The organism is Paracoccus endophyticus (genome assembly GCF_003286075.1).
Taxonomy (GTDB): domain Bacteria; phylum Pseudomonadota; class Alphaproteobacteria; order Rhodobacterales; family Rhodobacteraceae; genus Paracoccus; species Paracoccus endophyticus.
In genome coordinates, this window is the sequence record NZ_QLUV01000001.1 from 655,663 (window position 1) to 669,386 (window position 13,724).

At 70.3% G+C, this 13,724-nt stretch carries 13 protein-coding genes; 7 read left to right on the forward strand and 6 right to left on the reverse strand.

The genetic code is table 11. The annotated features are described in order from the left end of the window. Nucleotides 1-26: 26 nt before the first annotated feature. Nucleotides 27-722 (forward strand): outer membrane protein, encoded by a 696-nt coding sequence (locus DPQ23_RS03120; protein ID WP_112873336.1) that lies wholly within the window; start codon nt 27-29, stop codon nt 720-722. A gap of 133 nt (nt 723-855) precedes the next feature. On the opposite strand, the gene pdeM is transcribed toward DPQ23_RS03120, so the two are convergent. The 6 genes from pdeM to mobA all read right to left on the reverse strand — a co-directional run bounded on the left by pdeM (nt 856) and on the right by mobA (nt 8,518). Then, nucleotides 856-1,542: a ligase-associated DNA damage response endonuclease PdeM gene (pdeM, locus tag DPQ23_RS03125; RefSeq protein WP_112873173.1), complete on the reverse strand. Its 687-nt coding sequence runs from the start codon at nt 1,540-1,542 to the stop codon at nt 856-858. Then, complete coding sequence (locus tag DPQ23_RS03130; protein ID WP_112873174.1) at nt 1,539-4,001, reverse strand: ligase-associated DNA damage response DEXH box helicase; 2,463 nt, start codon at nt 3,999-4,001, stop codon at nt 1,539-1,541. The genes pdeM and DPQ23_RS03130 overlap by 4 nt, the downstream gene beginning before the upstream one ends. Next, the gene (locus tag DPQ23_RS03135) at nt 3,998-5,713 is read right to left on the reverse strand and encodes a cisplatin damage response ATP-dependent DNA ligase (RefSeq protein ID WP_112873175.1); all 1,716 of its coding nucleotides are present in this window, start codon (nt 5,711-5,713) and stop codon (nt 3,998-4,000) included. The genes DPQ23_RS03130 and DPQ23_RS03135 overlap by 4 nt, the downstream gene beginning before the upstream one ends. Then, entirely contained in the window at nt 5,710-6,705 is a 996-nt protein-coding gene (locus DPQ23_RS03140; protein ID WP_112873176.1) for a ligase-associated DNA damage response exonuclease, read from the reverse strand. The genes DPQ23_RS03135 and DPQ23_RS03140 overlap by 4 nt, the downstream gene beginning before the upstream one ends. A 185-nt stretch (nt 6,706-6,890) precedes the next feature. Continuing rightward, complete coding sequence (locus DPQ23_RS03145; RefSeq protein ID WP_112873177.1) at nt 6,891-7,886, reverse strand: DMT family transporter; 996 nt, start codon at nt 7,884-7,886, stop codon at nt 6,891-6,893. A gap of 35 nt (nt 7,887-7,921) precedes the next feature. Beyond that, on the reverse strand, nt 7,922-8,518 hold the full coding sequence (gene mobA / locus DPQ23_RS03150; RefSeq protein WP_112873178.1) for a molybdenum cofactor guanylyltransferase MobA: 597 nt from the start codon (nt 8,516-8,518) through the stop codon (nt 7,922-7,924). A gap of 127 nt (nt 8,519-8,645) precedes the next feature. Here mobA and DPQ23_RS03155 point away from each other — a divergent pair, with 127 nt between their 5' ends. The 6 genes from DPQ23_RS03155 to DPQ23_RS03180 all read left to right on the forward strand — a co-directional run bounded on the left by DPQ23_RS03155 (nt 8,646) and on the right by DPQ23_RS03180 (nt 13,680). After that, nucleotides 8,646-9,152 carry a DUF2478 domain-containing protein gene (locus DPQ23_RS03155; protein ID WP_112873179.1) on the forward strand — a complete coding sequence of 169 codons (507 nt, stop codon included), beginning with the start codon at nt 8,646-8,648 and terminating at the stop codon, nt 9,150-9,152. Continuing rightward, a complete protein-coding gene (locus DPQ23_RS03160) occupies nt 9,149-9,397 on the forward strand; it encodes a sulfurtransferase TusA family protein (protein ID WP_112873337.1) in 249 nt (82 codons plus the stop codon). Before DPQ23_RS03155 ends, DPQ23_RS03160 begins: the two co-directional genes overlap by 4 nt. A 595-nt stretch (nt 9,398-9,992) precedes the next feature. Then, entirely contained in the window at nt 9,993-10,478 is a 486-nt protein-coding gene (locus DPQ23_RS03165) for a LysR substrate-binding domain-containing protein (protein WP_112873180.1), read from the forward strand. 431 nt (nt 10,479-10,909) lie between these two features. Further along, nucleotides 10,910-11,566: a bifunctional DNA primase/polymerase gene (locus tag DPQ23_RS03170; protein WP_162630611.1), complete on the forward strand. Its 657-nt coding sequence runs from the start codon at nt 10,910-10,912 to the stop codon at nt 11,564-11,566. Next, complete coding sequence (locus DPQ23_RS03175) at nt 11,553-12,986, forward strand: AAA family ATPase (protein WP_240602337.1); 1,434 nt, start codon at nt 11,553-11,555, stop codon at nt 12,984-12,986. Before DPQ23_RS03170 ends, DPQ23_RS03175 begins: the two co-directional genes overlap by 14 nt. Nucleotides 12,987-13,158: 172 nt before the next feature. After that, complete coding sequence (locus DPQ23_RS03180; RefSeq protein WP_162630612.1) at nt 13,159-13,680, forward strand: head-tail connector protein; 522 nt, start codon at nt 13,159-13,161, stop codon at nt 13,678-13,680. Nucleotides 13,681-13,724: the final 44 nt, after the last annotated feature.

The window sequence follows — 13,724 nt, forward strand, 5'->3', positions numbered from 1 at the left end:
CAACCGCCGAGGAACAGGAGCCTGCCATGACCTTCACATCCGCATTCGCCGTTGTCGCAGCGATCCTGTCTGCCGGCGCCGTCCATGCGGGCGGATTCACGGCCCCGGCGGTCGAGGTCGAGCCTGTGGCCCCCGTGGTCGTCACGGCCGAACCCGCCGAGTGGACAGGCGGCTATGCCGGCCTGACCTTGGGCTATGCCTTCGGCGGCGACGACGATGTCGGCGAATTTACGGGCGATGGTCTGCTGGGCACCCATGAGCTGTCGGGCGCCAACGCCGGCATTCGCGCTGGTTACCGCTGGCAGCGTAATCGTTGGGTCGTCGGGCCCGAAGTGTCGTATCAGGCGGGCGACATCAGTGACGAATTCGACCTGCCGCTGGCGCTGGGCGGCGGAACGTTCGACTCGCAGGTTGACAGTCTGTTGGCTGTCAAGGTCAAGACCGGCTATGCGGTGCGCCCGGACACGTTGGTCTATGGCATCGCCGGTTGGCAGCGAGGCGATTTCACCTATGACTTCGCCGGAGCTGAAACCGAATACGACGCCGAGGGCTATGTCCTGGGGCTGGGTGCGGAACGCAAGCTCACCGACCGCATGTCGGTCACTGGTGAATGGGAGTATTCGGACTTCGGCAGTACCACTGTCGAACTTGAGCCTGGCGTAACCACCTCTGCGACGCCCAAGTTCAACAACCTCAAGCTGGGCCTGAACTTCAAGTTCTGATCGGCCACGCTGTCCTGTTCAGGGGCCGTCCTTTGGGGCGGCCCTTTCTGCATGGGCGGCCGGGTTTGCGCCGGGCGGGCAGGCGAGTGAGGCGCGGCCGTCGGGCGCGGGAACGCTGACGGGCGTTCGGGGTTCAGGGCAGGGGCCGTAGGGGCCGTCCTCTCTGCCGCACGGGGGCGGGCAGGGGCAGCGGCAGGGCCCGGTGGACGCAGGCCACCGCGATCCCCCCCGCGACCCAGCGCGACAGCGCGGGATCGGCCGCATCCAGCCCCCCGGTATAGCGGCCGAAGGCGGGCAGGATCAGGTGCTGCGGCCCGATCAGGGCAGCCCGGCGCCGCGCGCCCGCAAGCCGCACGACCGGGTGATAGTGGCCGCTGATGTCGGGGCCATCGCCCTGCGGTTCGTGGCGCAGGGTGATCCCCCCAAGCGCCACGGCGTCCAGCATCCGGCCCGGCAAGGGCGCGGTCGGCGCCGGGTCATGGTTGCCCGCCACCCAGATCCAGTCCCGCGCCCGTGCCATGCCGTCCAGCGCGCACAGGGCATCGGCATCCAGCGCGCCGGCCGCCGCGTCGTCGTCGAAGCCGTCGCCCAGGCTGATCACCACGGCGGGGTCCAGGGCGTCCAGCTCGTCCCCCAGGCGGCGCAGCGTTTCGGCGGTCTCATAGGGTGGCAGCAGCGCGCCCCCGCGCCGGGCCATGCGTTCCGACTTGCCCAGGTGCAGGTCGGCCACGACAAGCCAGCGGCCCGCAGGCCACCACAGCGCACCCGAGCAGCGCATCTGCAAGGACTGTCCCTGCCAGGCAAAGGCAAAGCCCGTCATCGGGCCGTGCGCGACCGCGACGGACGCGACCGTTCGGGCAGGGCCGCTGCCGCCGCGGGCGCATCGAAGCCCCCGGGGTCGTCGGTCAGCTGCAATCCTGCGGCCTGCATCATCGCCTCTGCCTCCTGCTCGGCCAGCCGCATCCGGCCCTGCCCCTCGATCCTGACGCGCCCCATTTCCAGCATCAGGGGTGCGGCCAGGGGGGATACGCGGTCCAGTCGCCGGTGGTCAAGGACGGGGGACCGGTCCAGCATCTCGTCGATGCGGCCGAAATCGACCAGTCCGCGGCCCGCCTCGGCCGCGGTGATCCGCAGCAGCAGGTGGTCGGGGTCGTGGCGGCGCAGCGTGTCATAGAGGATGTCGGTCGAAAACGTCGCCTGCTTGCCGCTGCGCCGCCCGCCCGGCATGTTGCGGTGGATCAGGCCCGAGATGATGGCCACGTTCTTGAACGTGCGTTTCATCACCGCGTTGTCGGCCAGCCAGTCCCCCAGCCCCGCCCGCAGGCTGTCGCGGTCCAGCAGCGGACCAAGGTCCGTGACCGGGTCCAGCGACCAGACCAGCAGCGCATAGTCGGTCGAGGAAAACCCCAGCGGTCCCAGTCCCGCCGCCTCCATCGCGCGCGTCAGCAGCAGGCCCAGCGTCTGCATCGCATTGTGCCCGGCAAAGCCATAGACGGCCAGGTGCCAGCGGCCCATGTGCGGGAAGGTTTCCGCCAGCAGCGTGCCGGGCCGGGGCACGGCCGAGACCTCGGCCTGCAGCGCCAGCCAGTCGCGGGTGGGCTGGGGCAGGACCTCCCACCGCGCGGGGTCGCCGATCAGGGCCAGCACGCGGTGGCTGAGTTCCGCGGACATGGGCATGCGGACGCCCGAGAAGACGGCGATCTTCGGCTCCTTGCGGGGGCTGGGGCTGACCTCGACCACCAGTTCGCGCAGGGCTTCATAGCGGACGATCTGGCCGCCGGTCAGGAAGGTGTCGCCGGGCACGAGGCTGGCGGCAAAGGATTCCTCGACCTCGCCCAGCAGCCCGCCGCCGCGCTTCCAGCGGACCTTGGTCATCTCGGCCTCGACGATGGTGCCGACATTCATCCGCAGGTCGCGGGCGGCGCGGGGGTCGCGCAACCCCCACAACCCGCCCCGCTGCATCAGCCGCTGCCAACGGTCATAGGCGCGCAGGGCATAGCCGCCGGTGGCGGTAAAGTTCAGGCAGTCGTCGAAATCGGCCCGCGACAGGCCGCAGTAGGGACCGGCCGTGCGGACCTCGGCATAGAGCGCGTCGGCCTCGAACGGTCCCGCGCAGGCGGTCAGCAGGATGTGCTGACACAGGACATCCAGCGGCCCCGGGCCGCGCGCGTCGCCGTCCAGGTCGCGCGCGCGCACGGCCTCCAGCGCGGCGATGCACTCGATCACCTCGAAGCGGTTGGCGGGGACCATCCGCGCGCGGGATGGCGCGTTGTAGCGGTGGTTCGCTCGCCCGATCCGCTGGACCAGCCGCTTGACGTTCTTGGGCGCGCCGACCTGGATCACCAGGTCCACGTCGCCCCAGTCGATCCCCAGGTCGAGCGACCCCGTCGCCACCACCCCCCGCAACTCGCCCGCGGCCATCGCGGCCTCGACCCGGGCGCGGGCCTCGCGGGCAAGGCTGCCGTGATGCAGGCCGATGGGCAGGTTCGTGTCATTCTCGGCCCACAGCGCCTGGAAGAACAGCTCGGCCTGGGCGCGGGTGTTGATGAAGATGATCGTGGTGCCCGCCTCGGCCACGGCCTTGAGCACGTCGCGCACGGCATAGCGCCCGCCCGCGCCGGCCCAGGGCGGGGGCCGGCTGGTCAGCAGCATGGCGATGTCGGGATCGGGCCCGGGGTCGGCATGGACGACCCGAGCGCCCCCCATGAAATCCGCCAGCGCCTGCGGGTCCTCGACCGTCGCCGACAGGCCGGTGGCGATGAGGCCCGGTGACAGGCTGCGCAGCCGCGCCAGTCCCAGCATCAACTGGTCGCCGCGCTTGGATTCCGCCAGCGCGTGCAGCTCGTCCAGCACGACCCGGCGCAGGCTGCCGAAGATCTTCGGCGCCTCGGGATAGGACAGCATCAGCGCCAGGCTTTCGGGCGTCGTCAGCAGGATCTGCGGCGGGTCGGTGCGCTGGCGCTGGCGGGCGCTGGTCTTGGTGTCGCCGGTGCGGTCCTCGACCCGGATGGGCAGGTTCAGGTCGGCCACCGGCCGCGCCAGGTTGCGGCTTATGTCCGCCGTCAGCGCCTTCAGCGGCGAGACATAGAGCGTGTGCAGTCCTTTCCAGCCCTCGGCCAGTTCCACCAGCGAGGGCAGGAACCCGGCCAGCGTCTTGCCGCCCCCCGTGGGCGCGATCAGCAGGCTGTCGCCCCCCGCCCCCAGCAGCGCCAGCTGATGCGGATGCGGGGTCCAGCCCTGTCGCGCGAACCAGTCGGCGAAGGCGGGCGGCAGGCTCATTCTTCCTTGCCCAAATATCCCGCGGGGGGGGATGGGGCTTCGGCCCCATCCAGGGGGCGCGAAGCCCCCATTTCTTCGGGCGGGCCGCTCGCGCCGCCCCGCCGCTTCGTCCGCCCGTGGCGCACGCCCGCCCGCGCGGCCTCGGCGTCGAACACATTCGGCGCGTCGATCATCGCCTCCAGCGTGTCCAGCCGGTCGGCCTCGGCCACGGGCTTGTCCCAGCGGATGCGGCTGATGCGCGGAAACCGCAGCGCCACGCCCGAGCGGTGGCGGGCCGAGCGGTTGACGCCCTCGAAGGCGACCTCGACCACCAGCCTGGGCGCAAGGGCGCGGACGGGGCCGAAGCGCTCGGTCGTGTTGGCGCGCACGAAGCGGTCGAGTTCGCGCAGCTCCTCGTCGGTGAAGCCGAAATAGGCCTTGCCGACGGGGACCAGCGTGTCGCCCGCCCATACGCCGAAGGTGAAGTCGGAATAATAGCCCGACCGCTTGCCGTGCCCGCGCTGGGCATAGATCAGCACGGCGTCCACCACGCGCGGGTCGCGCTTCCACTTGAACCAGGGTCCGCGCGGGCGGCCGCCGACGTAGGGCGCGTCGCGGCGCTTGATCATCACGCCCTCGATCACCGGGTCGGGCGGTTCGGCGCGCAGGGCGGCCAGGTCGTCCCATGTGGCGAAGGGCAGCAGGGGCGAGACGTCGATGCGGTCCGACCGGAAATCGGCGGTCTCCAGCACCGCGCGGCGGTCCGTCAGGGGACGGGGCCGCAGGTCCTCGCCGTTCCAGATCAGCAGGTCATAGACGCGCAGCCCCGCCGGGTGGCTGGCCAGCAGCGCGCGGCTGACGGTCTTGCGGTTCAGCCGCTGTTGCAGCTCGTTGAAGCTGGCGACCCCGCCCTGGCTGCGGACCAGCAGTTCGCCATCGACCGTGCCCTCCCAGGTCATCTCGGCGACAAGGTCGGGGAAGGCGCCCGAGATGTCCTCTCCGGTGCGGGAATACAGCCGCCGCACACCGCCGTCGCTGACCGCCTGCACGCGAATGCCATCCCACTTCCATTCCGCGACATGGGTGGCGGGGTCCAGCGCCCGCAGCTCGTCCAGATCAATGGGGGTGGACAGCATGACCGGCCGGAAGGGCGCGAGCGCGGCGCGGTCGGGACGCGGGCCGCCCTCGACCCAGGCGAAGATTTCGGGATAGGGGGGCTTGAGGCCGTGCCAGACCTCCTCGATCTCGTCCAAGGTCGGCGCGCCCATCTGCGCCAGCGCCGTGCGGGCGAGCCGGGCCGACAGGCCGATCCGCAGGTTGCCGGTGGCAAGCTTGAGAAAGGCCAGCCGTTCGGACGGACCCAGCCGGTCCAGCACCCCCGCGATGGCGGCGGGCAGGCCCGCCTTGCCGGTGGTTTCCAGAAGGCGCACGGCCTCGGTGATCGACAACTCGCCTCCGGGCTCGCCCTCCCAGATCAGCGCGATCGTCTCGGCCAGATCGCCGACGAAGTCGTAGGACAGCGCGAACAGCACCTCGTCGAAGCGTTGGGCGGCGAGGCCCCGCAGCAGGCCCGGCGTCACCGCCCGCAGCTTGAGATCGCCCGTCAGCGCGGCAAAGGCATAGCCGCGGTCGGGGTCGGGGGTGCGTTCCAGATAGTGTTGCAGGATCTGCAGCTTGGCATTGCGGGCAGGCGTGAAGGCCAGCCGTTCCAGCAGGGCGGCGAAGGCCTTCATTCCTCCTCGTCCTCGTAGCCGACCAGCCGCAGGGGGCGGGCGCGCAGCTGGTTCAGCTCGCACCAGCGGACCAGCGCCTCCTCGGCGCCATGCGTGACCCAGACCTCGGACGGGCGCAGTTCGGACAGCGTCTGCGTCAGCTGCGGCCAGTCCACATGGTCGCTGATGACCAGGGGCAGTTCCACGCCCCTTTGCCGGGCGCGGGCGCGGACGGCCATCCAGCCCGAGGCGAAGCAGATCACCGGGTCGCGGAAGCGCTGGACCCAGGGGCTGGCGAAGGCGGATGGGGGGGCGATGACGACCTGCCCCTCGAGTGCCTTCGGCGTGGTGGCGGGGCGCAACTCGCCCAGGGGGACGCCCTCGGCCAGGTGATAGTCGCTCAGCCGCTGGGCGCTGCCGTGCAGGTGGATCGGCGCGTCATGGCCCGCCTGCCGCAGAAGCGCGATCACCCGCTGCGCCTTGCCCAGCGCATAGGCGCCGACAAGGTGCGGGCGGTCGGGGAACTCGGCCATGCTGGACAGCAGCTTGCGCGTTTCCGCGCCTGGGTCGGGGTGCTTGAAGACCGGCAGGCCAAAGGTCGCCTCGGTCACGAAGATGTCGCAGGGCACAGGTTCCCACGGGGCGCAGACAGGGTTCGGCGTGCGGCAGTAATCGCCCGAGACGGTGATGACCGGGCCGCCCGCGCAGGCCAGCCGGATCTGGGCCGAGCCAAGGATATGGCCCGCCGGGTGAAAGCTGACCTCGACCCCACCCACGCTGACCGGCCCGTCCGCCACCTGCCGGGTCGCGGTGAACTCCTCGCCATAGCGGATCGCCATGATGTCCAGCGTCTGCCGCGTGGCCATGACCGCCCCGTGCCCGGCGCGGGCGTGGTCGCCGTGGCCGTGGGTGATCAGCGCGCGCGGCACGGGGCGCACCGGGTCGATGAAGAAATCGCCCGCCGGGCAGTAAAGCCCGGCCTCGGTCGGATAAAGGAAATCGTCGGCGCGCATCACGCCTGAACGCGCCGGACCCCCCGCCGGTTGCCGCGACCGCGGCGCCGGACCGGCCGGTTCCCGCATCCCGTGCCGCCCTTGCGCCATCAAGGACATCGCGCGGGTCGCCGAGGCCCTGCAGGGCCACGACTGTTTGCCGGGCGATTGCTACTCGGCCGCGGACCTGCGGGTCGGCAAGCCCCTCACCCGTGTCCGCCCCCTGATCCCCGACACCGAGCCGATCGGCCCCGGGGTCGGGCGCTGTCAGGGCCGCGGGGCACCCGCCGGGCCGTGGACGCGGCCGCGTCGGGTGAGGCCGCCTGAACCGGCCTGGGCGAAACGCGGGCCAGCTGCACCATCAGGATGCCGATGGCGACGATGATCGAGCCGATCACGTCCGACCAGCCGAACCGCTCGCCCAGCCACAGTGCGGCGATGGCCACGCCCAACGGCGGGGACAGGAAATGGAACGCCGCCGCGCGCACTGCGCCGATGCGCGTGACCAGCCGGAACCAGATGAAGGTCGCAAGGATGCCCGGCACCAGGATCGAATAGGTCAGGCCGCCCACCAGCGGGATGCCCCAGTCGATCGGGCGGCCCCATTCCAGCGCCAGCGCCGGCAGCACCAGGGCCGCGGACCCCACCGCCATCTGAAGCCCCACGATCATCAGCACGTTCGGACCCCCGCCGGCCGTCCGAACGGCCAGGGTGGCGACGGTCAGCGCGACGACGGCGGCCAGGCACATCCCCAGCCCCAGCAGGTTCATGCCGTGCGACAGCCGCACGCCCATGATGATCGTGACGCCCACGACGCCCACGACCAGCCCGGCCACCGCCATCGGCCGCAGCCGCTCGCCCAGGATCGCCCAGCCCGCAAAGGCCACCAGCAGCGGCATCATGGACGCGATGATGGCGGCGGCCGACGCCTCGACCCACTGCATGCCCATCCAGTTCAAACCCAGATACAGCGCATTCTGGCACAGGCCGAAGACGACGACGGTGCGCCATTCGGCCCGCGTCAGCCGCATGGTCTGGCCCATGGCGCGGGCCAGTCCGATGGCGATGACGGCCGAGATGGCAAAGCGCACGACCAGCGCGCTCAGCGGCGGCATCTCCTGCACGACGACCCGCGTGGCGGTGAACGCCGACGCCCAGATCACCGCAAAGCTCAGCCCCATCAGGACGGATTTCAGATCCATGCGGTCCCCCTTTGAACCGTCCAAGGCGGTCGCCGTCACAAGACAGGGGCGCCCGGCGATTGTCCAGCAAGCCGCAGGCGGGCGCGATCCAGATCGGCCGGCGTGTTGACGTTGAAGAACGGATCGTCCCCCGGCACCGCCACACGCAGGGCGCCCTGCGCCTGCATCCAGTCGATCATCCGCCGCTCGCCCCGCCCCAGCGCGGCGCGCAGATCCTCCGCCAGCCCCGTGTCCCAGGCGGCGAAGGCCGGATGGTCGCGGCCGTCGTGGCAGGCCAGCGCGACCCGTGCGGGGGTGGCAAGCAGGCGGGCGGCAAGGGTGCGCGGAAAGAACGGCGAGTCGGCGGGCGCGGTCACGATCCGCGCGATCCCGCGCGCGGCGGCCCAGTCCATGCCTGCCAGCACGCCGGCCAGCGGCCCCTGCCACCCGGCCACGCTGTCGGGCAGAACCGGCAGGCGAAAAGGCGCGAACCGCGCCGGATCGCCGTTGGCGCTGATCGCCCGCGCGCAGCCCAGCCGGGCGATGACATGCGCGATCATGGGCTGCCCGCCCAGGTCGGCCAGCGCCTTGTCGCCCCCACCCATCCGCCGGGATTGCCCCCCGGCCAGCACGATGCCCGTCGGTTCCGTCATGCCGCAGGATTGGCGCCCCCCGCCGGTCGGGGCAAGCCCCGCGGCAGGATCGTGCGGCCAGGGTGCCGGACGGCGGACGGGACGGGACGGGATTGCCGGGGGGCCGCGCGGGTTCTATCAGGGGGTCATGCTGGCCTATCTGATCCATGACGATGCAGACAACGCCGCCCCCGCCCTTGCGGCGCTGGCCTGCGGCCTGGCCGCGCAGGGGCTGCGCCTGGCGGGCGCGGTGCAGCACAGCCTGGACCGCGGCCCCGACTGCGCCTGCGACATCGTGCTGGAGGTTCTGGGCACGGGCGGCACGCGGGTCGCGATCTCTCAGTCGCTGGGCGCGGGCTCGACCGGCTGCCGTCTGGACAGCGACGCGCTGGAACGCGCCGTGGGCCTGGCCGAGGCGGCGCTGGCGCAAGGGGCGGACCTGCTGATCGTCAACAAGTTCGGCAAGCAGGAGGCCGCGGGCCGCGGCTTTCGCGCGCTGATCGCCCGCGCGCTGATCGGCGGCGTGCCGGTCCTGACCGCCGTCGCCCCCGCCCAGATGCCCGCGTTCCAGGCCTTTGCCGACGGGCTTGCCACGCCGGTCACGGCGGCCGAGGCCCGGGCGTGGTGCCTGCGGGCCGCGCGCGCCCCCGCATGACCGCCACCGCAGACCCGGCCGCGCCGCTGGAACTGGACGCGCGCCACCTGCTGTGCCCGCTGCCGGTCCTGCGCCTGCGCCGCGCGCTGTCGGCGCTGCCGCCGGGCGCGCAGGTCGCGCTGATTGCGACCGACCCCGCCGCGGTGCTGGACGTGCCGCATTTCTGCGCCGAGGCGGGCCATGTCCTGCTGGACCAGGCCCCGACCCCGGACGGCGCGCGGCGCTATCTGGTCCAGCGCGGCTGAGGCGCCGCATCGTCCAGCGTCAAGACGAAAACCCCCGCGCGTTGGGGGGGCGCAACCGGGGCTGATGGGCCGTGTGCCACGGTCGAAGCCCACGGATAGCGCCGATCTTGCCGCCGACGTGTGCCCGGCGCGGCGCCCCAAGAACTGGCCCTTTGCGCGCATCCCCTGCGTCTGGGCAGGGACAGGTTGCAGCGGGATGGTGCACCGTCCCCGCACGGGCTGGCGTCAGGCCATGGAAAAGCCCCGCCGATGAGGGCGGGGCAGGAATGGTGCAATGTCGTTGCTTTCCAATACGCAGGCCAACGCTCACCAAGAGGAATGATCATGCCCGCCAGGTCGCGTTAGAGCCGATTTGTAACGTGAGTATGTCAACCCGAGGGTGCGTTCATGCTATGATGGATAGCACCGGGCGCAGACACGCCTGTGAGCGCCAGGGTTTCGCCGAGGGGGACGAATCCGCCCCGGTCGGCGCGACCCCCGGCTCCGGGCAGGCCAGACCTGTGCGCTCTTTCAAGCGCAGCGTCAGTTGGCAGCCCGTCGGAAGGGCCTGCCGAAGTGGGCACCGCCTCTTGCGCAGACATCGGCTTTCGGCAGCATGCCGAACTCGCTGCGGCTGTCCACCGTTGGCGCCCTTGCAAGTTTTTACCTGGCCCCGGCCCTGCCGCAGCTGCTGGAAGCCGAGCCGGACCTGGTGCTGTCCATCGACACCTCGGACCACCATGTCGCCATGTCGCGCTGGGAGGCGGATTTTGCCCTGCGCCTCGGCCGCCCGAGCCGGGGGGGCTTCACCATGCGCCGGGTCGGCACATTGCAGTTCGCGCTGGTTCGCCCCAGCGATCCGGCCGTCGTCCCCATCGTCACGGCCTATCCCGGCCCGTGGCTGGAAACGCCCGAGATGCAGGCCCTTCAGGCGATGCTGGGGGGCTCGCGACCCCGGCTCGAAACCTCCGACCTGACGCTCTTGCGGCGCTTTCTGGAGTCGGGGCGCGGCATCGGCGTCCTGCCGGACCGACTGGCCCGGTCGCTGACCGGCAACCCCGCCGTCGCGATCGAGGCGCTGGAGGTCACGCGCGAGGTCTGACTGCTGTCGCAGCCGCATCTGCGCGAAGATTCCCTCGCCCGCAGCGTGTCCGACTGGTGCGCCGCACCCCCCAAAGGCTTGGCGCCCGGCAGCCATCGCCGAACCGAGGATACGGAGGGTCACGCCGCTGCCCGGGGCCCGGACCGTTGTCGATCGATCGAAGGCTGCGTGGTCCTTACAGAATGCCCCGCGGTGCCGTTCCGCACAGCGCATGGCGGCGGAGAATCCCGTGCCGTCCAAGGCCGTGACCAATCGAGTGACCAGCACCAAGAGGGCCATCGCTGATCCCCCAAGGACGGCGTCAGCAGCGTTGTAGATAACGAGAAACAGTGGTGAGCCCAACAGGACATGAAGAGTCCTGTCAAAACAACGCTGTAATCTGTCCACATGCCCGAACCGGCCGCATTGAAAACATTGCGGAATATTCCGCTTTGTCCAACGGCGAAAACGAAAACCCCGGCGCGCTGGCGGGCGCAACCGGGGCTGAACTGCATAGCAGCACTGTCACCGACCATCATAGCGAACCGGGCTGGCCCTATCAAGGCACCCGTGCCGAACGCGCGGACCTTTTTCGCAAGGAGCTGCTGAAAGCGGCCCTGTCTTACGCCGCCAAGGGACTGCCGGTGTTCCCGGCGGCCAAGATCGACGGCGAAAAGAAGCCGCTGGTCAAATGGGGCAAGGGCGCCGATGGGCACCCGGACCTGAAACAGCGACGGGCCACGACTGATGCGGACACGATCCGCGCCTGGTGGACCCGCTGGCCGCTCGCCATGATCGGGATGCCCACAGGTGAGCGGTCCGGGCTGGTCGTCCTGGACATAGACCGCAAGAACGGCGTGGACGGGCTGGCAAACCTGCGGGCGGCGGGAATCGATCCGTTCACCATGTCCCCGGTGATAGCCAAGACCCCCAGCGGCGGACTGCATGTGTTCATGCGCTACTCCGGCCCGCTCAAGAACTCTGCGGGCATCTTGGCGGATGGCGTCGATGTGCGGGGCGACGGCGGATACATCGTCCTGCCCCCGTCCCTGCCCAGCCTGTCAGGCCCCGAATACTGCTGGGAAGGAGGCGCTTATGGTTGCCTTTGATCTTCCCAACTGGTCGCCGGAACTGACCGCGCTGGAAGAACAGAAGCGCGGCGAGAAATGGGCGCAGCGGGCGCTGGAAAGCGAAACGCAGATTGTCGCGCGCGCCATGAACGGCACCCGCAACAACACCCTGAACAACGCTGCGGTGAAGCTGGGGCACAAGATCGCCGCGGGCTATCTGGACCTGTCCGAGGTCGAGGCGGCGCTGTTGCATGCGGCGCAGGCAAGCGGGCTGGTGGGCGAGAACGGCGCGGACGCGGCGCTTGCCACGATCCGCAGCGGACTGACGAAGGGGATGGAAGAACCCCAGCACCCCGAGGGCCGCCCCGACTATCGGAGCGCGCCTTCCATGATTGTTCCGCAGCCCGAACGCACGTCGCGGTTCTACAGTGCCGCCGACCTGGCGGGCCGCCCTGTCCCCGCCCGGCAATGGCTGGTCGAAGGCATGGTGCCCCAGAAAACCGTCACGCTGTTCAGCGGCGACGGTGGCACCGGCAAGTCACTGGCCGCCCTGCAACTGGCCGTCAGCGCCGCCACGGGGCGCGCATGGCTCAACATCCCCGTGCCGAAGGGCCGGGCGCTGTTCCTGTCCGCCGAAGATGACGACGACGAACTGCATATCCGCCTGGACACGATCCGGCGGCAGATGCGCCTGGAATGGTCCGATCTGGCCGGACTGACGATCCGGTCACTGGCGGGTGAGGATGCCTTGCTGGCGGTGGAAACCAAGATCGCCTTGGCGCAGACGGCGCTGTTCGATGAGATCGAGGCCCGCGCCGCCGATGAGCAACCGTCCCTGATCGTGCTGGACACGCTGGCGGACCTGTTTCCCGCCAATGAAAACGACCGGGCAGCGGTTCGGCAGTTCATCAGCATCTTGCGGGGTCTGGCGCTGCGGAAGAAATGCGCGGTCCTGCTGTTGGGGCACCCGTCCCTGACCGGGCTTGCCAGCGGCACGGGGACCAGTGGCAGCACCGCCTGGAACAACAGCGTCCGGTCCCGGCTCTACTTGGAACGGATCGTCCAGGATGGATACGAGCCGGACCCCGACAAGCGCGTGCTGTCCACCAAGAAGGCGAACTACGGCCGTGTCGGGGGCGAGCTGACCCTTACGTGGACCGAGGGCGTGTTTCTGCGCGATGCCGAGCCGCAGGGCCTGGACCGCCTGGCAGCGGGCGCAAAGTCGGAGCGTGTGTTCCTGCACCTCTTGCGCGAGGTCACGATGCAGGGCCGCAAGGTCAACGCATCGGGAGGGCTAAATTACGCGCCGAAGGTCTTTGAGACGCATCCCGATGCCGAGGGTTGCAACAAGAAAGTCCTGCGGTCCGCGATGGAAAAACTGCTCGCCAGTGGCAAGGTCAAGGTCATTCACGGCGGTTCGCCATCGCGACCTGTGACCTGGTTGGAGGCCGCAGAATGACGCCCTTCATCCCCCCCTTCACCACACCCTTCATCCCCCCTTCATCCCCCCCTCTGTCACACACCCCTATAACCCCTAGGTGTGTGCGCACCCCTTGGCGGGGATGCGCCACCTTTGGCGGGCGTGTGGCGACGGAAGCGGTGGCGTGTCGGACCGCTCAAGAGGCCACCCGATGACCTACACCCGCACGCCCGCGCTGGCTGTCCCTGTGGACCTGGCCGACGCCAAGCAACACCTGCGCGTCATGGCAGATGACGACGATCTGGCGATCCAGCGCATGGTGCTGGCAGCCGCCCGTGAGATCGAGGCTTACTGCGACCTTGCCCTGACCCGGCAGACGATCAGCCTGACGGTTCTGGCAGACGAACGGCAGCCCGATCTGGTTCACGCCCTGCCAATCGGGCCGCTTGCCCCGGATGCCAACGTGACGGCGGACGGTGCACCGCTGGTCAACGGCGTGACCGGGGACCGCTGGCCCGTGCTGATGCTGCCCGCCTGGATGCACGGCCCGGTGCGCGTGACCTATGAAGCCGGGTTCGGCGACGACGCGCGCAGCGTCCCCGACGACCTGCAACTGGCGATCATGGAGCAGGCCGCGTTCGCCTATGACAACCGTGGCAATGCCGATGCCAAGCCCGGCCTTGTCCCCGCCGCTGCCCGGATCGCGGCGCGGTATCGGAGGGTCAGGGCATGACCCGCAGAGGCGCAGAGAGCGGCGCACAGGGCGACAAGGGCGCG